At 60.6% G+C, this 24,042-nt stretch carries 17 protein-coding genes; 12 read left to right on the forward strand and 5 right to left on the reverse strand.

Translation table 11 applies throughout. The annotated features are described in order from the left end of the window. Window positions 1-76: 76 nt before the first annotated feature. Window positions 77-1,015 carry an aspartyl/asparaginyl beta-hydroxylase domain-containing protein gene (locus tag A7K61_RS18380; protein WP_005786126.1) on the forward strand — a complete coding sequence of 313 codons (939 nt, stop codon included), beginning with the start codon at window positions 77-79 and terminating at the stop codon, window positions 1,013-1,015. A gap of 126 nt (window positions 1,016-1,141) precedes the next feature. Here the strand turns inward: A7K61_RS18380 and acnA are convergent, their stop codons facing one another. Continuing rightward, window positions 1,142-3,883 carry an aconitate hydratase AcnA gene (gene acnA, locus A7K61_RS18385; protein WP_044272893.1) on the reverse strand — a complete coding sequence of 914 codons (2,742 nt, stop codon included), beginning with the start codon at window positions 3,881-3,883 and terminating at the stop codon, window positions 1,142-1,144. 196 nt (window positions 3,884-4,079) lie between these two features. Here acnA and rlmM point away from each other — a divergent pair, with 196 nt between their 5' ends. Together rlmM and tusA are read left to right on the forward strand one after the other, a co-directional pair. Further along, a complete protein-coding gene (gene rlmM, locus A7K61_RS18390) occupies window positions 4,080-5,156 on the forward strand; it encodes a 23S rRNA (cytidine(2498)-2'-O)-methyltransferase RlmM (protein ID WP_069558100.1) in 1,077 nt (358 codons plus the stop codon). Window positions 5,157-5,284: 128 nt separating this feature from the next. Next, complete coding sequence (gene tusA / locus A7K61_RS18395; protein ID WP_044272896.1) at window positions 5,285-5,530, forward strand: sulfurtransferase TusA; 246 nt, start codon at window positions 5,285-5,287, stop codon at window positions 5,528-5,530. On the opposite strand, the gene A7K61_RS18400 is transcribed toward tusA, so the two are convergent. Next, window positions 5,527-6,921, reverse strand: coding sequence for an MATE family efflux transporter (locus A7K61_RS18400; protein WP_003189639.1), 1,395 nt, complete (start codon window positions 6,919-6,921; stop codon window positions 5,527-5,529). The two genes, tusA and A7K61_RS18400, sit on opposite strands and share 4 nt — an antisense overlap. Before the next feature lie 250 nt (window positions 6,922-7,171). On the opposite strand from A7K61_RS18400, the gene pdxB reads away from it, so the two are divergent. Then, window positions 7,172-8,314: a 4-phosphoerythronate dehydrogenase PdxB gene (gene pdxB / locus A7K61_RS18405; RefSeq protein WP_069558101.1), complete on the forward strand. Its 1,143-nt coding sequence runs from the start codon at window positions 7,172-7,174 to the stop codon at window positions 8,312-8,314. Between the two features lie 160 nt (window positions 8,315-8,474). On the opposite strand, the gene A7K61_RS33190 is transcribed toward pdxB, so the two are convergent. Continuing rightward, the gene (locus A7K61_RS33190; RefSeq protein WP_003189642.1) at window positions 8,475-8,648 is read right to left on the reverse strand and encodes a PA1571 family protein; all 174 of its coding nucleotides are present in this window, start codon (window positions 8,646-8,648) and stop codon (window positions 8,475-8,477) included. A 247-nt stretch (window positions 8,649-8,895) separates the two neighbouring features. Between A7K61_RS33190 and A7K61_RS18410 the strand changes: the two genes are divergently transcribed. Continuing rightward, the gene (locus tag A7K61_RS18410) at window positions 8,896-10,665 is read left to right on the forward strand and encodes an ABC transporter ATP-binding protein/permease (RefSeq protein ID WP_044272899.1); all 1,770 of its coding nucleotides are present in this window, start codon (window positions 8,896-8,898) and stop codon (window positions 10,663-10,665) included. A 143-nt stretch (window positions 10,666-10,808) separates the two neighbouring features. On the opposite strand, the gene A7K61_RS18415 is transcribed toward A7K61_RS18410, so the two are convergent. Continuing rightward, window positions 10,809-12,737 (reverse strand): transglycosylase SLT domain-containing protein, encoded by a 1,929-nt coding sequence (locus A7K61_RS18415; protein ID WP_069558102.1) that lies wholly within the window; start codon window positions 12,735-12,737, stop codon window positions 10,809-10,811. Window positions 12,738-12,950: 213 nt separating this feature from the next. On the opposite strand from A7K61_RS18415, the gene A7K61_RS18420 reads away from it, so the two are divergent. Beyond that, window positions 12,951-14,873: an ATP-binding cassette domain-containing protein gene (locus A7K61_RS18420; RefSeq protein WP_032892850.1), complete on the forward strand. Its 1,923-nt coding sequence runs from the start codon at window positions 12,951-12,953 to the stop codon at window positions 14,871-14,873. 182 nt (window positions 14,874-15,055) lie between these two features. On the opposite strand, the gene A7K61_RS18425 is transcribed toward A7K61_RS18420, so the two are convergent. Further along, window positions 15,056-15,496, reverse strand: a complete 441-nt coding sequence (locus tag A7K61_RS18425; protein ID WP_069558103.1) for a universal stress protein — start codon at window positions 15,494-15,496, stop codon at window positions 15,056-15,058. A 105-nt stretch (window positions 15,497-15,601) separates the two neighbouring features. Here A7K61_RS18425 and A7K61_RS18430 point away from each other — a divergent pair, with 105 nt between their 5' ends. The 6 genes from A7K61_RS18430 (at window position 15,602) to A7K61_RS18455 (ending at window position 23,759) form a co-directional block, all read left to right on the forward strand. After that, window positions 15,602-16,039, forward strand: a complete 438-nt coding sequence (locus tag A7K61_RS18430; RefSeq protein ID WP_047710330.1) for a hypothetical protein — start codon at window positions 15,602-15,604, stop codon at window positions 16,037-16,039. A gap of 583 nt (window positions 16,040-16,622) precedes the next feature. After that, window positions 16,623-18,770 carry a fatty acid oxidation complex subunit alpha FadB gene (gene fadB, locus A7K61_RS18435; RefSeq protein ID WP_044272905.1) on the forward strand — a complete coding sequence of 716 codons (2,148 nt, stop codon included), beginning with the start codon at window positions 16,623-16,625 and terminating at the stop codon, window positions 18,768-18,770. A 29-nt stretch (window positions 18,771-18,799) separates the two neighbouring features. Continuing rightward, window positions 18,800-19,975: an acetyl-CoA C-acyltransferase FadA gene (gene fadA, locus A7K61_RS18440; protein ID WP_003189650.1), complete on the forward strand. Its 1,176-nt coding sequence runs from the start codon at window positions 18,800-18,802 to the stop codon at window positions 19,973-19,975. A gap of 98 nt (window positions 19,976-20,073) precedes the next feature. Beyond that, window positions 20,074-20,310 carry a DUF1653 domain-containing protein gene (locus A7K61_RS18445; RefSeq protein WP_003189651.1) on the forward strand — a complete coding sequence of 79 codons (237 nt, stop codon included), beginning with the start codon at window positions 20,074-20,076 and terminating at the stop codon, window positions 20,308-20,310. A 114-nt stretch (window positions 20,311-20,424) separates the two neighbouring features. Beyond that, window positions 20,425-23,046, forward strand: a complete 2,622-nt coding sequence (gene topA / locus A7K61_RS18450) for a type I DNA topoisomerase (protein WP_003189652.1) — start codon at window positions 20,425-20,427, stop codon at window positions 23,044-23,046. Window positions 23,047-23,237: 191 nt separating this feature from the next. Continuing rightward, window positions 23,238-23,759, forward strand: a complete 522-nt coding sequence (locus tag A7K61_RS18455; protein WP_069558104.1) for a DUF6586 family protein — start codon at window positions 23,238-23,240, stop codon at window positions 23,757-23,759. Window positions 23,760-24,042 lie beyond the last annotated feature (283 nt).

Genomic DNA, 24,042 nt, shown 5'->3' on the forward strand with positions numbered 1-24,042 from the left:
TCATGGCCGGCTGTTACGTCTGGTTTCCCATTGATGGAAATTGGCTGGCCAGGCGCTTATTTCCAGGAGTTGCTGCATGACCTTTTCTTTGGCCGCCAAATTGTCGGTGTTGCTGCTGTTCATCGGCAGCACGCTGTATGTGCACCTGCGTGGCAAGGCCCGTTTGCCGATGTTGCGTCAGTTCGTCAACCATTCGGCGCTGTTCGCCCCGTATAACGCCCTGATGTACCTGTTTTCCGCGGTGCCGTCCAAACCGTACCTGGACCGCAGCAAGTTCCCGGAACTGGATGTGCTCAAGGACAACTGGGAAGTGATCCGCGAAGAGGCCATGCACCTGTTCGACGAGGGCTACATCCGCGCCGCCGAAAAGAACAACGACGCCGGTTTCGGTTCGTTCTTCAAGAAGGGCTGGAAGCGTTTTTACCTCAAGTGGTACGACAAACCGCTGCCATCGGCCGAGGCACTGTGCCCCAAGACCGTGGCGTTGGTGAGCAGCATCCCTAACGTCAAGGGCGCGATGTTCGCGCTGTTGCCGGGCGGCAGCCACCTCAACCCGCACCGCGACCCGTTCGCCGGTTCCCTGCGTTATCACCTGGGGCTGTCCACGCCGAACTCCGACGACTGCCGTATCTTCGTCGACGGCCAGGTCTACGCTTGGCGCGACGGTGAAGACGTGATGTTCGACGAAACCTACGTGCACTGGGTGAAAAACGAAACCGAACAGACCCGTGTGATCCTGTTCTGCGACATTGAGCGCCCCTTGAGCAACCGCGTGATGACCCGCATCAACCGCTGGGTCAGCAAGCAGCTTGGCCGTGCCACGGCGCCGCAGAACCTCGATGACGAGCGCGTGGGCGGCATCAACCAGGCGTACGCCTGGAGCAAGACCTTCAGCGACAAGTTCAGCGGCCAGGTCAAGCAGTGGAAACGCAAGCATCCCAAGGCCTACCGCATTGCGCGGCCGGTGCTGGCGGTAGTCGTCTTGGTACTGTTGTGGAAGTGGCTGTTCGGCTGATCTGAAATACGGTCAAAACTGTGGGAGCGGGCTTGCTCGCGAATACTGAGTGTCAGTCGATACATTCTTGACTGACTCACCGCCTTCGCGAGCAAGCCCGCTCCCACATTAGTTTTGCGGCGTTGGTCAGGACGCGATCAACTGGCGCAGCACGTAGTGCAGAATCCCACCGGCCTTGAAGTACTCCACCTCATTCAAGGTATCAATCCGGCACAGCACTTCAACCTTCTCGCTGCTGCCATCCTCCCGCGTGATCACCAGCGTCAGGTTCATCCGCGGCTCGATCTCGGCATCGGTCAGCCCGAGGATATCGATCTTCTCCTTGCCGGTGAGCTTGAGTGTCTTGCGGTTCTGATCCAGCTTGAACTGCAACGGCAACACGCCCATGCCCACCAAGTTGGAGCGGTGGATACGCTCGAAGCTCTCGGCGATCACCGCCTTGACGCCCAGCAGGTTAGTGCCCTTGGCCGCCCAGTCGCGGCTGGAGCCGGTGCCGTATTCCTGGCCGGCGATCACCACCAGCGGTGTGCCCGAGGCCTGGTACTGCATGGCGGCATCGTAGATCGCCATTTTCTCGCCAGTGGGGATATACAGCGTGTTACCGCCTTCCTCGCCGCCGAGCATTTCATTGCGGATACGGATATTGGCGAAGGTGCCGCGCATCATCACTTCATGGTTGCCCCGGCGTGAGCCGTAGGAGTTGAAGTCACGCGGCTCCACGCCCTGTTCGCGCAGGTAGCGCCCGGCCGGGCTGTCGGCCTTGATATTGCCGGCAGGGGAGATGTGGTCGGTGGTCACCGAATCCCCCAGCAGGGCCAGCACATTGGCGCCCTTGACGTCCTCGATCACCGGCAGCGGGCCAGCAATGTCGTCGAAGAACGGCGGGTGCTGGATGTAGGTGGAATCCGGTTGCCACACGTAGGTGGCTGCCTGCGGCACTTCAATGGCTTGCCACTGCTCGTCGCCGGCAAACACTTCGGCATATTCCTTGTGGAACATGCTGGTGCTGACCTGGGCCACTGCCTCGGCGATTTCCTGGCTGCTGGGCCAGATGTCCTTCAGGTACACCGGGTTGCCCTGCTGGTCATTGCCCAGCGGCTCGCTGCTGATGTCGATGCGCACGGTGCCGGCCAACGCGTAGGCGACGACCAGGGGCGGGGAGGCCAGCCAGTTGGTTTTCACCAGTGGGTGCACGCGGCCTTCGAAGTTACGATTACCGGACAGCACCGAGGCCACGGTGAGGTCGGCCTTCTGGATGGCTTTTTCGATCGGCTCGGGCAGCGGCCCGGAGTTGCCGATACAGGTGGTGCAGCCGTAACCCACCAGGTCGAAGCCAAGCTTGTCCAGGTATTGGGTGAGGCCCGCCGCCTTGTAGTAGTCGGTGACCACTTTGGAGCCCGGCGCCAGGGAGCTTTTCACCCAGGGCTTGCGGGTCAGGCCTTTTTCCACGGCTTTCTTTGCCACCAGCCCGGCGGCCATCATCACGCTGGGGTTGGAGGTGTTAGTGCAGGAGGTAATCGCGGCAATCACCACCGCGCCGTTTTTCAGGCGATAGGTGTTGCCTTCGTATTCATAATCCGCCTCGCCGACCAGGTCGGCATTGCCCACGGCAACGCCGCCCCCGCCTTCGCTTTCCAGGCGGCCTTCTTCTTTGCTGGTGGGTTTGAATTGCAGGTCGAGAAAATCGCTGAACGCTTGGCCGACATTCGGCAGGGCAACGCGATCCTGTGGGCGTTTGGGCCCGGCAAGGCTGGCCTCGACAGTGCCCATGTCCAGGGCCAGGGTGTCGGTGAAGATCGGCTCTTGGCCGGCGTTGCGCCACAGGCCCTGGGCCTTGGTATAGGCTTCCACCAGCTTGACCGTTTCAGCCGGGCGGCCGGACAGGCGCAGGTAATCCAGCGTCACCTCATCCACCGGGAAAAAGCCACAGGTCGCGCCATATTCCGGGGCCATGTTGGCGATGGTCGCGCGGTCGGCCAGGGGCAAATCGGCCAGGCCGTCGCCGTAGAACTCGACGAACTTGCCCACCACGCCTTTCTTGCGCAGCATTTGTGTCACGGTCAGCACCAGGTCGGTGGCGGTGATGCCTTCCTTGAGCTTGCCGGTGAGTTTGAAACCGATCACTTCCGGGATCAGCATCGACACCGGCTGGCCGAGCATGGCCGCTTCGGCTTCGATGCCGCCCACGCCCCAGCCGAGTACGCCGAGGCCGTTGATCATGGTGGTGTGGGAGTCGGTGCCGACCAGGGTGTCGGGGAAGGCGTAGGTGCGGCCGTCTTCCTCTTTGGTCCACACGGTGCGGCCCAGGTATTCGAGGTTGACCTGGTGGCAGATGCCGGTGCCCGGCGGTACCACGCTGAAGTTGTCGAAGGCGCTCTGGCCCCAGCGCAGGAAGGCGTAGCGTTCGCCGTTGCGCTGCATTTCGATATCGACGTTCTGCTCAAAGGCGCTGGTGCTGCCGAACTTGTCGACCATTACCGAGTGGTCAATCACCAGGTCCACCGGGGACAGCGGGTTGATGCGCTGCGGGTCACCACCGGCCTTGGCCACGGCAGCGCGCATGGCGGCCAGATCGACCACGGCGGGTACGCCGGTAAAGTCCTGCATCAGCACGCGGGCGGGGCGATACTGGATCTCGCGGTCAGACTGGCGCGCCTTGAGCCAGGCGGCGATGGCCTTGAGGTCGGTGCCGGTGACGGTCTTGGCGTCTTCCCAGCGCAGCAGGTTTTCCAGCAGCACCTTGAGGGACATCGGCAGCTTGTCCAGATCACCCAGGCTCTTGGCGGCTTCGGGCAGGCTGAAGTAGTGGTAGGTTTTGCTGTCTATGTGCAGTGTCTTAAGGGTTCTCAGGCTATCAAGGGATGACATTACATGACTCCTTATGGTCCGCACGGCTACGGACCTGACGGGACGAACAGAGCTATCACGTTAGCGCTGTTTTCATTAGCAGGCTAATAACTGGACTCTATCGCTGAGTCCAAGGTTCCGAACTCGGCTATCATGCGCGCGTTTTCATGACAGGTATTGCGATAGCGCAACGCCGGTTGATTCACCAGGAGATTCAATGAACACCCTTTTTATGCACTGCCGCCCGGGTTTTGAAGGCGAAGTCTGTTCCGAGATCGCGGAGCACGCCGCGCGCCTGAACGTTTCCGGCTACGCCAAGGCCAAGACCGGCAGCGCCTGCGCCGAATTTGTCTGCACCGAAGAAGACGGCGCCCAGCGCCTGATGCACGGCCAGCGCTTTGCCGAGCTGATCTTCCCGAGGCAGTGGGCGCGCGGGGTGTTTATCGACCTGCCGGAAACCGACCGCATCAGCGTGATCCTCGCCCACCTGCGCGAATTCCCTGTGTGCGGCAGCCTGTGGCTGGAGATGGTCGACACCAACGACGGCAAGGAACTGTCCAACTTCTGCAAGAAATTCGAAGTGCACCTGCGCAAAGCCCTGCTTAACGCCGGCAAGCTGGTGGACGACCCGAGCAAGCCGCGCCTGCTGCTGACCTTCAAGAGCGGTCGCGAAGTGTTCATGGGCCTGGCCGAGTCGAACAACTCGGCGATGTGGCCCATGGGCATTCCGCGCCTCAAGTTCCCGCGTGACGCGCCTAGCCGCTCGACCCTCAAGCTGGAGGAGGCCTGGCACCACTTTATCCCCCGTGACCAGTGGGACGAACGCCTGCACGGCGACATGACCGGCGTCGACCTTGGCGCAGCGCCAGGCGGCTGGACCTGGCAATTGGTCAACCGTGGCATGCTGGTGACCGCCATCGACAACGGCCCCATGGCCGAAAGCCTGATGGACACTGGCCTGGTGCAGCACCTGATGGCCGACGGCTTCACCTTCGTGCCCAAGCAGCCGGTAGACTGGATGGTCTGCGACATCGTCGAGAAACCTGCGCGCAACGCGGCACTGTTGGAAACCTGGATTGGCGAAGGGCATTGCCGCGAGGCGGTGGTGAACCTGAAGTTACCGATGAAACAGCGTTACGCCGAAGTGAAGCGTTTGCTGGAACGCATCGAAGAGGGCTTCAAGGCGCGTGGAATCCGTGTGGAGATCGGCTGCAAGCAGCTCTACCACGACCGCGAAGAAGTGACATGTCACCTGCGCCGCCTGGTAGACGTAAAGAAAACCAAAAGCCGCTGAGATCCAAAATGTGGGAGCGGGCTTGCTCGCGAAAGCGGTATAACAGTCAAAATTTATGTTGAATGTGCCCGCGTCTTCGCGAGCAAGCCCGCTCCCACAGGAGTCCGGGTTAGTTTTAGGAGTGAAGTATGAGTCTTGAACTGCCGGTTGACGGCACCCTCGACGCCACCGGCCTCAATTGCCCAGAGCCGGTGATGATGTTGCACCAGCACATCCGCGACCTGCCGGCGGGCGGCCTGCTCAAGGTGATCGCCACCGACCCGTCGACCCGTCGCGATATCCCCAAGTTCTGCGTGTTTCTCGACCACGAACTGGTGGGTCAGCAGGAAGATGCTGGCACCTACCTGTACTGGATCCGCAAGAAAGCCGACTAAGCCTGCGCCTTTTCGGCCCGAATGCGTCGGCGTGCACTGCGCGCCAGGCGCACCACCAACATCCCCGCCGCACAGCTCAAGCCCACGATCAGCCCTTGCCATAAACCGCTCGGGCCGCTGGGCTCACCGAGCCAGTTGGTCAGGCCCAGGGCGTAGCCCACCGGCAGGCCCACGCCCCAATAGGCGAACAGGGTCAGTACCATGGTCACCCGGGTGTCCTGGTAGCCGCGCAATGCGCCCGCGGCGGTGACCTGGATCGAGTCAGAGAACTGGAACAACGCCGAAAACACGATCAGCATCGACGCCAAGTGGATCACCACCGGGTCGGGGGTGTAGATCGCTGCAATCTGCTCGCGAAACAGCAGCATCAAGCTGCAGGAAAAGCACGCGTACGCCAGGGCGGTGCCCATGCCGACGCCGGCGGCGAAGCGAGCTTCCCGGGGTTCGCCGCGCCCCAACGCCTGGCCGACCCGCACGGTGACGGCCATGCTCAGGGAATACGGGATCATGAACACCAGGGAGCTGACGTTCAGGGCGATCTGATGGCCGGACACCACGGTAGCGCCCAGGCTGCCAAGCAGCAGGGCAATCACCGCGAAAATGCTCGACTCGGCGAAGATCGCCACACCAATCGGCAGGCCTATGCCCAATATGCGCTTGATCACCGTCCATTGCGGCCAGTCGAAGCGCTTGAACAATTCGCTGCTTTGATAGGCCGCGCCCCAGCGCGTCCAGATGGCCAGGCCGATCATCATCACCCACATCGCAATGGCGGTAGCCCAGCCACAGCCCACGCCGCCCATGGCCGGTACGCCAAAGTGGCCGTAGATGAAGATGTAGTTCAGCGGAATATTCAGCGCCAACCCGCACAAGCCCATGACCATGCTCGGCCGTGTGCGGCCCAGGCCGTCACTGAAACAGCGAAACACGTAGTACAACGCAACCGCCGGCATACCGGCGGCGATGCCGTGCAGGTAGCCCATGGACGGCTCGATCAGGTCGGGCTCGACCTTCATGGCATGCAGGATCGGCTCGGCGCACAGCAACAGCAGCGCGCCGCAGAGGCCGACCACCACGGCCAACCACAACGATTGGCGCACCAGAGGCCCGATCTCGGTGAGTTTGCCCGCGCCATAACGCTCGGCAACTTTCGGCGTGGTGGCCAGCAGAGTACCGGTCATCAACAGGTACACCGGGATCCAGATCGAATTACCCAGGCCCACCGCCGCCAAGTCCTGCGGGCTCACGCGCCCGGCCATCACCGCATCGACGAAGCTCATCGCGGTGGTTGCCAGTTGGCCAATCATGATCGGCAAGGCCAGCGTCAGCAGGCCGCGCACTTCCCGGCTGATGCGGGCGGGGCGGGAGAGGGTAGCGGTGGCAGTGTTCACGTACAGGTGTCCAATAAAAAGGCAGTCGCAAGGACGGCGGATTCTACGCGTTGACGCAGTGGTCAGGAAAAAACCTGTGTTAGGGATTTGTAAGCAATGCTCCCAGGCCTGCGCTGATCCCTGTGGGAGCTGGCTTGCCTGCGATGCGGGCACCTCGGTACATCAGGCAAACCGGGTCGATGCAATCGCAGGCAAGCCAGCTCCTACACAGGATCTTCTGTACACTGCCATTCCGCCAAAGGAGCCTGCCATGCTGATTGTTGCCGACGAAAATATCCCGCTGCTCGATGCATTCTTCGAAGGGTTTGGCGAGATTCGCCGTGTGCCTGGCCGTTCCATTGATCGTGCCACGGTCGAGCAGGCCGATGTACTGCTGGTGCGCTCGGTGACCAACGTCAACCGCGCCCTGCTCGAGGGCAGTAACGTGCGCTTTGTCGGCACTTGCACCATCGGCACCGACCACCTGGACCTCGACTACTTCAAGCAAGCGGGTATCCAGTGGTCCAGCGCGCCCGGCTGCAATGCGCGTGGGGTGGTGGACTACGTGCTCGGCAGCTTGCAGACCCTGGCTGAAATCGAAGGCGCCGACCTCAAGCAGCGTACCTACGGCATCGTCGGCGCCGGTGAAGTCGGCGGGCGCTTGGTCAAGGTGCTCAAGGGCCTGGGCTGGAATGTGTTGGTGTGCGACCCACCGCGCCAGGTCACCGAAGACGGTGATTACGTCAGCCTGCAGCAGATCATCGAGCACTGTGACGTGATCAGCTTGCATACGCCGCTGATCAAGTCCGGCAATGGTTCGACCTGGCACCTGTTTGATCGCCAGCGCCTGGAACAGCTCAAGCCGGGCACCTGGCTGATCAATGCCAGCCGGGGCGCGGTGGTGGATAACGCCGCCCTGCGCGAGGTGTTGCTGGCGCGCGAAGACCTGCAAGCGGTGCTGGACGTGTGGGAAGGCGAGCCCGAGGTGGATGTCGAGCTGGCAGACCTGTGCGTGCTGGCCACGCCCCATATCGCCGGCTACAGCCTCGATGGCAAACAGCGCGGCACCGCGCAGATTTACCAGGCGCTGTGTGCGCACCTGGGCCATGAGCCGAGTATCCAGCTGAGTGATTTGCTGCCGGCCCCCTGGCTGGCCGAGATGCACCTTAACGCTACGACTGACCCGGCCTGGGCGCTGGCGACCTTGTGCCGCAGTGTGTACGACCCACGCCGTGACGATGCGGATTTCCGTCGCAGCCTGGTAGGTACCGTGCAGGAACAGCGCCAGGCCTTTGACCTGCTGCGCAAGCATTACCCGGAACGTCGCGAGATCGATGGCTTGAAGGTGCGCATCAAGGGGGAGTCGGCGGTGCTGTCACAGATCGTCACTGCTCTGGGTGCCGAACACCTATAACCTATAACTGTAGGAGCGAGCTTGCTCGCGAAAAACCTGAGGGCGCCGCGTTAAATCAGAAACGCTGCGTTATCGTTGGCGTTTTTCGCGAGCAAGCTCGCTCCTACAGGGACACAAAAAACCCGGCCACCGGGGCCGGGTTTGAAAGAGCGTGGGCGCTTCAGCCTTGCTGGGCAGGCTTGACCAGTCGCTGTTCCAGTTCGCTGCAGGCTTGCTGGATCATTTCTTCGGTAATCTGCACTTCCTGGCCTTTGGCATCGATATACGAGCAAGGCAACTGTTGCGGCTGGCGGATCACTTCAATCTTGGCGTCGCTGCTATTTTGCAAGGTCATGGCCTGTCTCCTCATCAGGTTGTGTACCTACTTTAATTCCCCCGCATGAACGCGCCGTTACAACTCCTTACACGCTCATCGGTTTGAACACCCAGTCCACCAGAAACCGGTACATATTTCCAGATGAGGCTTAGACCGATAGCCTCTAGCGGCCTGCATCGGTGGGCATAATTAACCTGACTCATTGTTATTCGCGCAAGTTCCCCCAATGTTGGAGGGTACAGATTCCTCATTGGTGATACCTCCCATGTTCTCCATCCGTCAACGCCGTGCGATTCGCCTGGCCAGCCGCTTTATCGCACCCTACCGCTGGCAGGCGCTTGGCGCACTGCTGGCGCTGATCGTCACCGCTGGCATCACCTTGTCCATGGGCCAGGGCATACGCCTGCTGGTGGACCAGGGCTTCATGACCCAGTCGCCGCACCTGCTCAACCAGTCCATCGGCCTGTTCATGCTGTTGGTGCTCGGCCTGGCCGTGGGCACCTTCACGCGGTTTTACCTGGTGTCGTGGATTGGCGAGCGGGTGGTGGCCGATATTCGCCGGCAAGTGTTCAACCACCTGATCTACCTGCACCCAGGCTTCTACGAGAACAACCGCAGCTCGGAAATCCAGTCGCGGCTGACCACCGACACCACCTTGCTGCAATCGGTGATCGGCTCATCGCTGTCGCTGTTTTTGCGCAATGCGCTGATGGTGATCGGCGGCATCGTGTTGCTGTTTATCACGAACCCCAAGCTCACCAGCATCGTGGTGGTGGCGTTGCCGCTGGTGCTGGCGCCGATCCTGATCTTCGGGCGCCGAGTGCGCAGCCTGTCGCGTTTGAGCCAGGACCGTATCGCGGACGTTGGCAGCTATGTCGCCGAGACCTTGGGCCAGATCAAGACCGTGCAGGCCTATAACCATCAGGTGCAGGACGAACAGCGCTTTGCCGTCACCGTCGAGGACGCCTTCATCACCGCACGTAAGCGCATCTTGCAGCGCTCCTGGCTGATTACCCTGGTGATCATGCTGGTGCTCGGCGCGGTGGGCGTGATGCTGTGGGTGGGCGGCATGGACGTGATCAGCGGGCGCATTTCCGGCGGTGAGCTGGCGGCGTTCGTGTTCTACAGCCTGATTGTCGGCAGCGCTGTCGGCACCCTGAGCGAAGTGCTCGGCGAGTTGCAGCGTGCCGCCGGGGCGGCCGAGCGGATCGGTGAACTGTTGCAGTCAGGCAACGACATCCAGGCGCCGGCCACAGGCGGGGTACGTTTGCCAGAACGGGTCAGCGGCCGCATGGAACTGCAAGACCTGCGTTTTTCCTACCCCTCGCGACCGGACAGCTACGCCATCGACGGCTTGAACCTCACCATCAACCCGGGCGAAACCCTGGCGTTGGTAGGGCCGTCCGGTGCGGGCAAGTCGACGATCTTCGACCTGCTGCTGCGCTTCTACGACCCCCAGCAAGGCCGCATCCTGCTTGAAGGCCAGCCGCTGACCGAGCTTGACCCGTTAGACCTGCGGCGCCATTTCGCCCTGGTGTCCCAGAGCCCGGCGTTGTTCTTTGGCAGCGTCGAGGACAACATCCGCTACGGCAACCCTTCCGCTACCACCGCACAGGTGGAAGCCGCCGCGCGTATTGCCCACGCCCACGACTTCATCCTGCAAATGCCCGACGGCTACCAAACCCACCTCGGCGAAAGTGGCCAGGGCCTCTCAGGCGGCCAACGTCAACGCCTGGCCATCGCCCGCGCCCTGTTGGTCGACGCACCGATCCTGCTGCTGGACGAAGCCACCAGCGCCCTCGACGCTCAGAGCGAACACCTGATCCAGCAAGCGCTGCCGCAACTCATGCAGGGGCGCACCACGCTGGTGATCGCACACCGTTTGGCCACGGTGAAGAATGCTGACCGCATTGCGGTGATGGACCAGGGCAAGCTGGTGGCAGTGGGCACGCATCAGCAGTTGATTGCGAGCAACCCGCTGTATGCGCGGTTGGCGGCGTTGCAGTTCAGTGATGGAGCTGAACAGGTGAAATAAAAAATGCCCGCATCTCTCGATGCGGGCAATGGACCCTCTGTAGGAGCGAGCTTGCTCGCGAAAACCTCACAGGCGCCGTGTTTATCCAGGAAGCACGCGTTAGCGTTGACGTTTTTCGCGAGCAAGCTCGCTCCTACAACATGTTACTGGTCGTCGAAGTAGCGCTCATGCCAATCCACCAACGGCTGCGGTGAATTGAGCTTCTGCCCGTAGATCACCGAATAAGACAGCACGTTCTGCACATACTGGCGGGTTTCGTCGAAGGGGATGCTTTCCACCCATACGTCGAAACTCAAGTGGTCTGCGCCGCGCAGCCATTGGCGCACGCGGCCTGGGCCGGCGTTGTAGGCAGCGGAGGCGAGCACGCGGTTGCCGTTGAACTGGCTGTGCACCTGGCTCAGGTAAGCAGCGCCGAGCTGGATGTTTTTATCCGGGTCCAGCACCTGGGCCGGGGAGGCCAGGGGGATACTGAACTTGCGCGCGGTTTCCTTGGCAGTGCCGGGCATCAGTTGCATCAGGCCGCTGGCGCCAACGCCGGAGCGGGCGTCATCCATAAACGCGCTTTCTTGGCGGGTGATGGCAAAGATCCAGCTGGAGTGCAGGCCACGTACCTTGGCTTCGCGCACCAGGGTGTCGCGGTGGGCCATCGGGAAGCGGATGTCCAGGTCGTCCCAGTACTGGGCCTGGCTGATGGTGCGGATCGCCGGGAAGTACCACTTCATGTCGTAGGCCAGTTTGGCCTGGGCGACCATCTCGTCACGGTTGAAATGACGGCTGACGTGGTACCACTCACGGCGACCGTCGACGATCTGGCCACGGGCGTAGAACTCCAGGGCCCGGCGCACGCCTGGGGTGTTGCGGACCTTGTTGACCAGGGCCTGGCTCATCACCAGCGGCTTGTTGTTCAACTGGTAAGGCGATTTGGAGCGGTCAGCGGCGAGGAAACCGTAGAAATCGCGCTCCTTGGCGACGTTTTTATACAGCACCAAGGCTTGCGGGTTTTTCGGCTCGGCCAGTTCCAGGCTGCGCGCCTGCCAGTAGCGCCAGCGGTTGGTGGTGGCCAGGTCTTGTGGGAGTTTGCGGGTCAACTGGTAGGCGTCTTCCCAGCGCGCCAGGCGCAGCAGCAGGCGCAGACGCCACTCGGAGACCGTATTGTCGCGCAGCTCGGGGTCGTACTTGGTCATGACCTCCAGCGCGCGCGGGTCGAAGCGCTTGGCCAGGGTCAAGCCGATCTCGCGGGCAATCGACACTTTTTCGTCACGGGAGAAGTGCATGCTGCTGGCGTAACCGTCGAGCAGGGACATGGCCTTGTCCGGATCCTGGCGTGCCAGGCGGCGCAGGCCCAGGCCCACGGCGTCAGCCATGGCCTCGGTGGCCGGCTGGAAGCGTGACGGGTCACTGAGCATGTCGGGCTTTTGCGCCACATCCACCATCAAGCGGCCTTGGACACCGAGGGTGGGCAGGGTTTTCACCAGGCTATTGGCCAGCGCGTAGTTACGCGCTTCGGCGGCGAGCTTGGTGCGCTCCCAGATCTTCTGCTCGGTGAGTTGGCCGGCAGCGGCCCATTGGCCAAACGTGGCGTCACAGGCGGCTGGTTGGGATTTGCCGGTCATCCACAGCTTTTCGGCGGTCTTGTAGCCTTCGGCCTTCAGGTTGTGGCTGAGCTGATATTGGCCATGCAGGCAGTCAAGTTCGACGAAATTGAGCTTGGTGTCGTAGTACTTTTCAAAGGTCTGCCAATCGCCGCGTTCGGCCAGCCAGCGCAGCCAACGCAGTTTCATCCAGTTGGCCTGGGGCAGGTCGCCGTGTTTGGCGAGAAATTGTTCGATTTCCTCGTTGCTCGCGGTTTTCAGGCGCGCGGTCAACTCGTCATAGGCCAGGTAGGGCGTGAGCGGGTAATCGGCCAGGGCCTGGCTGTATTGCATGTAGGGGCCGCTGTCACCCTTGGCCAGGGCACGTTTGGCTTGATCGTAATACTGGCGTTGAGTGGTGAGGTCCACCGCCTGGGCGGATTGAACGGCAGTGGCGGAAAGAAGCAGACAAGATAAAAAGTTGAAAAGGCGACTGCGCATGAGACGTCCGTGCAGAGAAATCACGACTAGCACCGGCACTGCCGACACTGATTGCCCCTAGCTTAGCCTTTTGCCAGCGGCCCGCGAAAGCTTTGCCGGCTGGTTCGTTCAAGTTCGCCGGAAATGTCCTACAGAACGTGTCAATAGAGAAAATGCCGACCGCATCCCACCCTCACATCAGGTAGAATGCGCGCCCAGTTTTTGGAGAAGCGTATGACCCTGCTCAAATTCAGCGATGTGTCCCTTGCTTTCGGCGCCATGCCGTTGTTGGACAAGGTGTCCTGGCAGATCGCCCGTGGTGAGCGGGTGTGCATCATCGGCCGCAACGGCACCGGCAAGTCCAGCATGATGAAGCTGGTAAAAGGCGACCAGAAGCCCGATGACGGCTCTGTCTGGCGTGCCCCGGGCCTCAAGATCGGCGAATTGCCGCAAGAATTGCCGGTGGCCGACGGACGGACAGTGTTCGACGTGGTTGCCGAAGGCCTGGACGGCGTTGGCGAGTTGCTCGCGCAATACCATCACCTGGCGCAGAACTGCGTCACCGAGGAAGACCTCGACAAGCTGATGCACGTCCAGCAAGACCTCGAAGCCCGTGACGGCTGGCGCTTGCAGCAACTGGTGGACAGCACCCTGAGCCGCCTGCAACTGCCGGCCGACAAGACCCTCGCCGAATTGTCCGGCGGCTGGCGTCGTCGCGTGCTGCTGGCCCAGGCCCTGGTGTCCGAGCCAGACCTGCTGCTGCTCGACGAACCGACCAACCACCTGGACATCGGCGCCATCGCCTGGCTTGAAGAAGCCATCAAGGACTTCCAGGGCGCGGTGCTGTTTATCACGCACGACCGTGCTTTCCTGCAGAGCCTGGCCACGCGCATCCTCGAACTGGACCGTGGCGGCCTGATCGACTGGAACGGCGACTACGCTAGCTTCCTGGTGCACAAGGAAGCCGCCCTGGCGGCCGAAGAAACTGCCAACGCGCTGTTCGACAAGAAACTGGCCCAGGAAGAAGTCTGGATCCGCCAGGGTATCAAGGCCCGTCGCACCCGTAACGAAGGCCGCGTGCGTGCCTTGAAAGCCTTGCGCGTCGAGCGCAGTGAGCGCCGCGAGCGTACCGGCAAGGCCAATATCCAGCTCGATACTGCCGACAAGTCGGGCAAGCAAGTGATGGTGCTGGAGAACGTCAGCTTCCATCACCCGGACGGCCCGTTCCTGATCAAGGACTTCTCCATGGTCCTGCAGCGTGGCGACCGTATCGGCCTGCTGGGCGCCAACGGTACCGGCAAGACTACGTTGCTCAAGCTGATGCTCAGCGGCCTGCAACCGACCAGCGGCAAGGTCGAAGAGGGCACTCGCATCGACGTGGCCTACTTTGACCAGTTGCGCCACCAGTTGGACCTGGAAAAGACCGTGATCGACAACGTCGCCGAAGGTCGCGACTTTATCGACATCGACGGCCAGAGCCGCCACGTACTCAGCTACCTGGGTGACTTCCTGTTCAGCCCGCAACGTGCGCGCACGCCGGTCAAGGCGCTGTCGGGTGGTGAGCGTGCGCGCCTGCTGCTGGCCAAGCTGTTCAGCAAGCCGGCCAACCTGCTGGTACTCGACGAACCGACCAACGACCTCGACGTGGAAACCCTGGAACTGCTGGAAGAGGTCCTGCTGACCTTCAACGGCACCGTGCTGATGGTCAGCCACGACCGGGAATTCCTCGACAACGTGGTCACCAGCACCCTGGTCTTCGAAGGTGAAGGCAAGGTGCGTGAATACGTGGGCGGCTATCAGGACTGGCTGCGCCAGGGCGGCTCACCGCGCCTGCTGGGCGTGACCGAGAGCAAGTCGGGCAAAGCAGACTTGAACACGGCGGTGGTGGCTCCGGTCGCTGCCGAAGCGCCTGCACCGGCGGCTGACGCTGCGCCGGCCAAGAAAAAGCTGAGCTATAAGTTGCAGCGCGAGCTGGAAGCCTTGCCGGGTGAGATCGACGCCAAGGAACAGCAGATTGCTGCGGTCGAAGCGGAAATGGCTGACGCTGGTTTCTACCTGCGCCCTGCGGCAGAAACTGCCAAGGTCATCGCCTCTTTGGAGACGTTGAACCAGGAGCTGGAAGCGTTGGTTGAGCGTTGGGCCGAGTTGGATGCCTGAGTGATCGCACCGCAATAAAAAAGCCCGGCGCTCTTCTATGAGCGCCGGGTTTTTTAATATGAAATGCGATTCAACTGTGGGAGCTGGCTTGCCTGCGATAGCGGTGTATCAGCCACTTGATGCATCAACTGACAGGCTGCTATCGCAGGCAAGCCAGCTCCCACATTAGACCTTCATCGGTCTTACGAACTCTTTACCAGTTTGACGGCCAGCACATCGCACGGCGCGCCGTGCAATACATCATTGGCGGTCGAGCCCAGCAACAACGCCAAGCCGTGGCGCCCATGGCTACCCACTACGATCAGGTCACAACCCTGTTCCTTGGCCAAGTGGTGAATTTCCTGGCGCGGTTGGCCGTATGTCAGGTGGCAGTCTTCCTTTTTCAGGTGCGGGTATTTGAGAATCAAACGGTCCAGGCGCTCCTTGGCCTGGTCGAATTGTTGCTGCTGCAGCTGGGAAAGGTCCATCGGCACGTCACCACCAAAGGCCATGGCCATGGGCTCGACGATGTGTACCAACGACAGTTTGGCGCCATTGGCAATCGCGGATTCCTGTGCGCGCTTGATCACTGGGTCGCACTCTTCGGTCAGGTCGACAGCGACCAGAATATGTTCGTAGGGCATGAGGCGTTCCTCCAGGGGACTGCAATAAGTTCAGTATGGCTGCTTTCAAGCGGATGGGGTTGCCGCAGATCAAATCCGCTCATCTAGAAATTCGGGAGTACACATATGACGGTCTGGATAGTGGTGTCAATCCTTGCGGTGGTTTTAAGCCCCCTGGTATGGCTGCGTCCTTCGCGCCAGCAGAGCGGGCGCATGGCCCTGCGCATGGAGGCACGCCGCATCGGGTTGGCCATGCAGTTGGCGCCTCAGGAGTGGCCGCACTGGCTCAAGCAGGAGCCGCCGAGCCCCTGTGCGCAGTACTGCCGACCACGGCGCGGCAGCACGCCCGCAACCTGGAGTTACTGGCAACTGGAGCCGGGGCTATGGGTCAATCAGTGGCGTGAACCTTGTGTGGATGAGAAGTTGTTGCCGCATTTTGCAACGCTGCCGGCGAACGTCTACAAGGTCGAGGCTGACAAACAGATGATTGCTTTGTATTGGGGTGAGAAGGGCGACGCAAGCGTACTCAAAGACATCGATACGCTGCTCAAGGCCCTGGCCTGACCCAAACCTTGTAGGCGCGAGCTTGCTCGCGAAAATCGCCAACGCTAACGCGGATAATCAGGCTACACGCGGCGCTCTCCAGGTTTTCGCGAGCAAGCTCGCTCCTACAGAAAAGCCGAGCAAATAAAAAGCCAGGAAAGCCGGGCAATAAAAAGCCCGACATCATCATCGGGCTGGAGGTGGCCAGGCAGGCCGGTAAATCTGTAGGTTGCCGCTAGCCTAGCTGTGTATTGCTTTCTGTACAGCCTTTTCCCACATCTTTTCTATTATTGATCCTGTGAATATTTGAATATTGACGGGTGGCCCGCCTGTGGGCCGGGTTCTGAAATGACTGGAAAGTCGCGTTTTTACTAGCCTTTGGAGCGATTGACAATTGCTCGGAATTGGATGAAGGTGGCGTACCCAAATCAAACGGGCGTATGAATTGAGCGTTTGCCTGTCAGACGACTCATACAAAACCCGACTATCGCACTGGCGGGTGTGCCTGGCGGATTGGCGTGAGCATTGACTCAACTGTCAATGTCAAACCAGAGACCAGCGTCCAGTGTGTACTGTTCAGCTTCCATATCGTGGAGATCAGTTGATGATTTACGAAGGTAAAGCCATCACGGTTAAGGCTCTTGAAAGTGGCATCGTCGAACTCAAATTCGACCTCAAGGGTGAGTCCGTCAACAAGTTCAACCGTCTAACCCTGAACGAACTGCGTCAGGCCGTAGACACCATCAAAGCAGATGCTTCGGTCAAGGGCGTGATCGTCTCCAGCGGCAAGGACGTGTTTATCGTCGGCGCTGACATCACCGAATTCGTCGACAACTTCAAGCTGCCCGATGCCGAGCTGGTGGCTGGCAACCTCGAAGCCAACAAGATCTTCAGCGATTTCGAAGACCTCAACGTGCCGACCGTTGCTGCCATCAATGGCATCGCGTTGGGCGGCGGCCTGGAAATGTGCCTGGCGGCAGATTTCCGCGTCATGTCCGCGACGGCCAAGATCGGCCTGCCGGAAGTCAAGCTGGGCATCTACCCAGGCTTTGGCGGTACCGTGCGCCTGCCGCGCCTGATCGGTGCTGACAACGCGATCGAATGGATCGCCGCGGGTAAGGAAAACAAGGCTGAAGACGCACTGAAAGTCGGTGCCGTCGACGCGGTAGTGGCTCCGGACAAACTGGCCGAAGCCGCGCTTAACCTGATCAAGGGCGCCATCAGCGGCGAATTTGACTACAAGGCCAAGCGTCAGCCGAAGCTGGAAAAACTCAAGCTCAACGCCATCGAACAGATGATGTCGTTCGAAACCGCCAAAGGTTTCGTGGCAGGCCAGGCCGGCCCGAACTACCCGGCGCCGGTTGAAGCGATCAAGACCATCCAGAAGGCCGCGAGCTTCGGTCGCGACAAAGCCCTGGAAGTGGAAGCGGCAGGCTTCGTCAAACTGGCGAAAACCTCGGCTGCGCAAAGCCTGATCGGCCTGTTCCTGAACGATCAGGAATTGAAGAAAAAGGCCAAGGCCTACGACGAAATTGCCAAGGACGTGAAACAGGCTGCCGTACTCGGCGCCGGTATCATGGGTGGCGGTATCGCCTATCAGTCGGCCTCCAAAGGCACGCCGATCCTGATGAAAGACATCAACGAACACGGGATCGAGCAGGGCCTGGCCGAAGCCGCCAAGCTGCTGGTGGGCCGCGTTGATAAAGGCCGCATGACCGCTGCAAAAATGGCTGAAGTGCTTAACGGCATTCGTCCTACGCTGTCCTACGGCGATTTCGGCCACGTCGACCTGGTGGTCGAAGCGGTTGTCGAAAACCCGAAGGTCAAGCAAGCCGTGCTGGCTGAAGTGGAAGCCCAGGTCAAAGATGACACCATCCTGGCCTCCAACACTTCGACCATTTCCATCTCGCTGCTGGCCAAGGCCCTCAAGCGTCCGGAAAACTTCGTCGGCATGCACTTCTTCAACCCGGTGCACATGATGCCGCTGGTAGAAGTGATCCGTGGCGAGAAGTCCAGCGAGCTGGCCGTGGCCACTACCGTTGCCTACGCCAAGAAAATGGGCAAGAACCCGATCGTGGTCAATGACTGCCCGGGCTTCTTGGTCAACCGCGTGCTGTTCCCGTACTTCGGCGGTTTCGCCAAGTTGGTCAGCGCCGGTGTGGATTTTGTGCGCATCGACAAGGTCATGGAAAAATTCGGCTGGCCAATGGGCCCGGCGTACCTGATGGACGTGGTCGGCATCGACACCGGCCACCACGGTCGCGACGTCATGGCTGAAGGCTTCCCTGACCGTATGAAAGACGACCGTCGTTCGGCTGTCGACGCACTCTACGAAGCCAAGCGCCTGGGCCAGAAGAACGGCAAGGGCTTCTACGCCTACGAGACCGACAAGAAGGGCAAGCAGAAGAAAGTGGCCGACCCGTCGGTGCACGAAGTACTCGCTCCGGTCATCTACGAACAGCGTGAGGTGTCCGACGAGGACATCATCAACTGGATGATGATCGCCCTGTGCCTGGAAACCGTGCGTTGTCTGGAAGACGGCATCGTTGAAACCGCCGCCGAAGCCGATATGGGCCTGGTGTATGGTATTGGTTTCCCTCCATTCCGTGGTGGTGCGCTGCGTTACATCGACTCCATCGGTGTGGCCCAGTTCGTTGCCCTGGCTGATCAGTACGCTGATCTGGGCCCGCTGTACCACCCGACCGCGAAGCTGCGTGAAATGGCCAAGAACGGCCAGAGCTTCTTCGGTTAAGTGCCCAGACGACTAGAGCGAGAATATTTATGAGCTTGAATCCAAGAGACGTCGTGATTGTCGACTTCGGTCGTACGCCGATGGGCCGCTCCAAGGGCGGCATGCACCGCAACACCCGCGCCGAAGACATGTCGGCGCACCTGATCAGCAAAGTGCTGGAGCGCAACACCAAGGTCGACCCGAACGAAGTCGAGGACGTGATCTGGGGCTGCGTCAACCAGACCCTGGAGCAGGGCTGGAACATCGCGCGCATGGCGTCGCTGATGACCCAGATCCCGCACACTGCCGCTGGCCAGACCGTCAGCCGCCTGTGTGGCTCGTCGATGAGCGCGCTGCACACCGCTGCCCAAGCGATCATGACCGGCAACGGCGATGTGTTCGTAGTCGGCGGCGTGGAGCACATGGGCCACGTCAGCATGATGCACGGCGTCGATCCTAACCCGCACATGTCCCTCTACGCGGCGAAAGCCTCGGGCATGATGGGCCTGACCGCGGAAATGCTCGGCAAAATGCACGGCATCACCCGTGAAGCCCAGGACGCGTTCGGCCTGCGCTCCCACCAGCTCGCTCACAAGGCGACTGTGGAAGGCAAGTTCAAGGATGAAATCATCCCGATGAACGGCTACGACGAAAACGGTTTCCTGAAACTGTTCGACTACGACGAAACCATTCGTCCGGACACCACCCTGGAAAGCCTGGCGGCCCTCAAGCCAGCCTTCAATCCAAAGGGCGGCACCGTGACAGCCGGTACTTCCTCGCAGATCACCGACGGTGCTTCGTGCATGATCGTGATGTCGGCGCAGCGTGCCCAGGACCTGGGTATCCAGCCGCTGGCGGTGATTCGTTCGATGGCAGTAGCGGGTGTGGATCCGGCGATCATGGGCTATGGTCCAGTACCGGCCACACAAAAAGCCTTGAAGCGCGCGGGTCTTTCCATCTCCGATATCGACTTCTTCGAGCTCAACGAAGCTTTCGCCGCACAGGCCCTGCCCGTGCTGAAAGATTTGAAAGTACTCGACAAGATGAACGAGAAGGTTAACCTGCACGGCGGTGCGATTGCCCTGGGCCACCCATTCGGTTGCTCCGGTGCGCGTATCTCCGGCACTTTGCTTAACGTGATGAAGCAAAATGGCGGCAACCTTGGGGTTGCTACCATGTGCATTGGTCTCGGCCAAGGCATCTCCACCGTCTTCGAACGCGTCTAAACGTTCGGTTGACGGAAGCCGGGGCCCAGTGCCCCGGTTTTTGTTTTTTGGAACTTTTAAATATTTTTTTTCAACAAAATTTGCATGAGGGCCAGAGCATGAAAGTCGAACCCGGGCTCTACCAGCATTACAAGGGGCCGCAGTACCGTGTTTTCAGCGTGGCGCGCCACTCTGAAACTGAAGAAGAAGTGGTGTTTTACCAAGCGCTGTATGGTGAATACGGCTTTTGGGTGCGCCCTTTGAGCATGTTCCTGGAGACCGTCGAAGTTGACGGCGAGCAGGTCCCGCGCTTTGCTTTGGTCACGGCCGAACCCAGTCTTTTTACAGGGCAATAACGGCAGGTCGCGCAGAATGCTGCGCTTGACCTCATCCGGTTGCCACTATATATAGCGTTGCCGCGTCAGGCGCCAACTGCCTTTCACTTCTCGAATTCAGGAATTTTCCGATCCATGGGCAAATCGCTGGTCATTGTGGAATCCCCGGCTAAGGCCAAGACCATCAACAAGTACTTGGGCAACGAGTACGTGGTGAAGTCGAGTATCGGCCATATCCGAGACCTGCCCACCAGCGGTTCGGCTAGCGCCAGCAAGGAGCCTGCCGCCAAGCGCGGTAAGGCCGCCGCGGGCGAAGGTCCGGTACTCACGCCTAAAGAAAAAGCGCGCAAGCAACTGGTTTCGCGCATGGGTGTGGACCCGGACCATGGCTGGAAGGCCAAGTATGAAATCCTTCCGGGCAAGGAAAAGGTCATCGAAGAGCTGCGCCGGCTCGCCAAAGATGCTGACACCATCTATCTCGCGACGGACTTGGACCGCGAAGGGGAAGCCATTGCCTGGCACCTGCGCGAAGCCATCGGCGGTGATGACAGCCGCTATAAGCGCGTGGTGTTCAACGAAATCACCAAGAAAGCCATTCAGGAAGCGTTCTCCAAGCCGGGCGAGCTGGACATTGATCGTGTCAACGCCCAGCAGGCCCGTCGCTTCCTCGACCGCGTCGTGGGCTACATGGTCTCGCCACTGCTGTGGGCGAAGATCGCCCGTGGCCTGTCCGCCGGCCGTGTGCAATCGGTAGCGGTCAAGCTGGTGGTGGAGCGTGAGCGCGAGATCCGTGCGTTCATCCCCGAAGAATACTGGGAAGTCCACGCCGACCTCGGCACTGCCAAGGGCGCCAACGTGCGCTTTGAAGTGGCCCGTGAGAAAGGCGAGGCCTTCAAGCCGCTGAACGAAGCCCAGGCCATGGCCGCGCTGGAGAAGCTCAAGGCCTCCAGCTACAGCATCGTCAAGCGTGAAGACAAACCGACCAGCAGCAAGCCGTCGGCACCGTTCATCACCTCCACCCTGCAACAGGCCGCGAGCAACCGCCTGGGCTTCGGGGTGAAGAAGACCATGATGATGGCCCAGCGTCTGTATGAAGCGGGCTACATCACGTATATGCGTACGGACTCCACCAACCTGTCGCAAGACGCGGTGGCGATGGCGCGTACCTATATTGAAAGCGAATTCGGCAAGACCTACCTGCCGGAGAAGCCGAACGTCTACAGCAGCAAGGAAGGCGCACAAGAGGCTCACGAAGCGATTCGTCCTTCTGACGCCAACACCACGCCTGCCAAGCTGAGCGGCATGGAGCGCGACGCTGAGCGCCTCTACGAGCTGATCTGGCGCCAATTTCTGGCATGCCAGATGCTGCCGGCGCAATACCTGTCTACAACCGTCAGCGTGGGCGCGGGCGATTTCGAGCTGCGTGCCAAGGGCCGTATCCTCAAGTTCGACGGCTATACCCGTGTGATGCCGCAGATTGCCAAGCCTGGCGATGATGACGTGCTGCCGGACATGGCCCAGGGCGACACGCTGAAGCTGATCAAGCTCGACCCGTCCCAGCACTTCACCAAGCCGCCGGCGCGTTATTCCGAAGCCAGCCTGGTCAAAGAGATGGAGAAGCGCGGTATCGGTCGTCCATCGACCTACGCGGCGATCATCTCCACCATCCAGGACCGTGGCTACGTTGCGTTGCACAACCGTCGTTTCTATTCGGAAAAGATGGGTGACATCGTGACCGAGCGTCTGTCGGAGAGCTTCTCCAATCTGATGGACTACGGCTTCACTGCCGGCATGGAAGAGAACCTCGATGACGTGGCTCAGGGCGAGCGCGACTGGAAAAACGTGCTCGACGAGTTCTATGGCGACTTCAAGAAAAAGCTCGAAGTGGCCGAGAACCCTGAGAACGGGATGCGCGCCAACCAGCCGGTGATGACGGATATTCCGTGCACCACCTGCGGTCGGCCGATGCAGATTCGTACCGCCTCCACCGGCGTGTTCCTCGGTTGCTCGGGCTACAGCCTGCCGCCCAAAGAGCGCTGCAAGGCGACCGTCAACCTAGTGCCGGGCGACGAAATTGCGGCTGACGATGAGGGTGAATCCGAGTCGCTGGTGCTGCGCGGCAAACACCGCTGCCCGATCTGCAGCACGGCGATGGACGCCTACCTGCTGGACGAGAAGCACAAGCTGCACATCTGCGGTAACAACCCCGATTGCAATGGCTACGAGATTGAAGAGGGCACCTACCGCATCAAGGGCTATGAAGGCCCGAGCCTGGAATGCGACAAGTGCGGCAGTGAGATGCAGCTCAAGACCGGCCGTTTCGGCAAGTTCTTCGGGTGCACCAACCCAACGTGCAAAAACACCCGCAAACTGCTGAAAAGCGGGGATGCGGCGCCGCCGAAGATGGACCCGGTGAAGATGCCTGAGCTCAAGTGCGAGAAGGTCAACGACACCTATATCCTGCGTGACGGCGCTTCGGGGCTGTTCCTGGCCGCCAGCCAGTTCCCGAAAAACCGCGAGACCCGTGCGCCGTTGGTGATGGAGATCGTGCCGCACAAGGACGAGATCGATCCGAAGTACCACTTCCTGTGTGAAGCGCCGAAGAAGGACCCGGATGGTCGCCCAGCCGTGATCCGCTACAGCCGCAAGACCAAAGAGCAGTACGTGCAGACCGAAGTGGACGGCAAGCCGACTGGCTGGAAAGCGTTCTACGACGGCGGCAAGTGGAAGGTCGAGGACAAGCGCCAAGGCGCTTGATCCGCTAGTCTGTTAACGCCAAAAGCCGTCTGTATAGACGGCTTTTGCTTACTGTAGGAGCGAGCTTGCTCGCGAAGATCGTTAACGAAAACGCGGGAAGCCTGGCACCCAGCGGTGCCTGGAAGTTTTTCGCGAGCGAGCTCGCTCCTACACAGCCAGCATCACGCCTATTCGTTGTGGAGATTGCCGTCATGGCCAACGAACTCTATACCCGTACCAATCAGAAAATTTACTTCGCGGGTTTGTCCCTGGAGGCCCTTGGTCGCGCCGAGGAAGGGAAAGAGATGAATGCCATCGCGCTGGTACAGGCGGGGCGCGAAGCGGCGTTGTTCCACCTGTACGGTGCCTTGCTGGGGCTGTGCCATGAGATCGCCGGGTTCTACCGCTTGCCCCAGGCGGGCGCACCGCGGGCGGAAATGATCATGAATCGTGAAGTGCTGGATTTCATGGCCATCCCCGAGTTGGCCGAGTTGGTGGAAATGGCCCAAAGCCCTGACAGTTGGGTGGCGCGGCTGCTCAAGGCCCATGCGGATATGTTCCAGCCGCCGCGTATTCCCCATGTGCCCAAGGGGGATGTCACCCAGCCGCTGATCGTCGCTGTGGCGTTGGAGCAGGATGAGCCCAAGCCGTTGAGCCGTGAGGAGTTGGAAGGCTGGCGCCAGGAGTTGAAAAAGATGGCGTTGCGTTTTCGTGAAGGGCTGAACGAGTGCTGAAGGGGTTGCATTAAGCAAATGTGGGGGCTGGCTTGCCTGCGATGACGGCCTGCCAGCCGACACCTATCTACCTGACGCCCCGCGATCAAACTGTGGGAGCTGGCTTGCCTGCGATGGCGGCCTGACAGCCGACACCTATCTACCTGAGGCCCCGCAATCAAACTGTGGGAGCGAGCTTGCTCGCGAATGCGACCTGACAGTCAACACAGTTGGACCGGGTACATATCCGTTATTTAGGTAACTGCCACCTAGGGTTCCGCTCTGACAGCGGCTCACTTTTGAA

It is taken from the genome of Pseudomonas sp. AP42 (assembly GCF_001728935.1).
GTDB lineage: Bacteria > Pseudomonadota > Gammaproteobacteria > Pseudomonadales > Pseudomonadaceae > Aquipseudomonas > Aquipseudomonas lactis.

What these genes read in the sequence shown, in the direction of transcription:
- A7K61_RS18380 (WP_005786126.1), top strand. Translation starts at nt 77, where the DNA reads ATGACCTTTTCTTTGGCCGCCAAATTGTCGGTGTTGCTGCTGTTCATC.
- acnA (WP_044272893.1), bottom strand. Translation starts at nt 3,883, where the DNA reads ATGTCATCCCTTGATAGCCTGAGAACCCTTAAGACACTGCACATAGAC.
- rlmM (WP_069558100.1), top strand. Translation starts at nt 4,080, where the DNA reads ATGAACACCCTTTTTATGCACTGCCGCCCGGGTTTTGAAGGCGAAGTC.
- tusA (WP_044272896.1), top strand. Translation starts at nt 5,285, where the DNA reads ATGAGTCTTGAACTGCCGGTTGACGGCACCCTCGACGCCACCGGCCTC.
- pdxB (WP_069558101.1), top strand. Translation starts at nt 7,172, where the DNA reads ATGCTGATTGTTGCCGACGAAAATATCCCGCTGCTCGATGCATTCTTC.
- A7K61_RS33190 (WP_003189642.1), bottom strand. Translation starts at nt 8,648, where the DNA reads ATGACCTTGCAAAATAGCAGCGACGCCAAGATTGAAGTGATCCGCCAG.
- A7K61_RS18410 (WP_044272899.1), top strand. Translation starts at nt 8,896, where the DNA reads ATGTTCTCCATCCGTCAACGCCGTGCGATTCGCCTGGCCAGCCGCTTT.
- A7K61_RS18415 (WP_069558102.1), bottom strand. Translation starts at nt 12,737, where the DNA reads ATGCGCAGTCGCCTTTTCAACTTTTTATCTTGTCTGCTTCTTTCCGCC.
- A7K61_RS18420 (WP_032892850.1), top strand. Translation starts at nt 12,951, where the DNA reads ATGACCCTGCTCAAATTCAGCGATGTGTCCCTTGCTTTCGGCGCCATG.
- A7K61_RS18425 (WP_069558103.1), bottom strand. Translation starts at nt 15,496, where the DNA reads ATGCCCTACGAACATATTCTGGTCGCTGTCGACCTGACCGAAGAGTGC.
- A7K61_RS18430 (WP_047710330.1), top strand. Translation starts at nt 15,602, where the DNA reads ATGACGGTCTGGATAGTGGTGTCAATCCTTGCGGTGGTTTTAAGCCCC.
- fadB (WP_044272905.1), top strand. Translation starts at nt 16,623, where the DNA reads ATGATTTACGAAGGTAAAGCCATCACGGTTAAGGCTCTTGAAAGTGGC.
- fadA (WP_003189650.1), top strand. Translation starts at nt 18,800, where the DNA reads ATGAGCTTGAATCCAAGAGACGTCGTGATTGTCGACTTCGGTCGTACG.
- A7K61_RS18445 (WP_003189651.1), top strand. Translation starts at nt 20,074, where the DNA reads ATGAAAGTCGAACCCGGGCTCTACCAGCATTACAAGGGGCCGCAGTAC.
- topA (WP_003189652.1), top strand. Translation starts at nt 20,425, where the DNA reads ATGGGCAAATCGCTGGTCATTGTGGAATCCCCGGCTAAGGCCAAGACC.
- A7K61_RS18455 (WP_069558104.1), top strand. Translation starts at nt 23,238, where the DNA reads ATGGCCAACGAACTCTATACCCGTACCAATCAGAAAATTTACTTCGCG.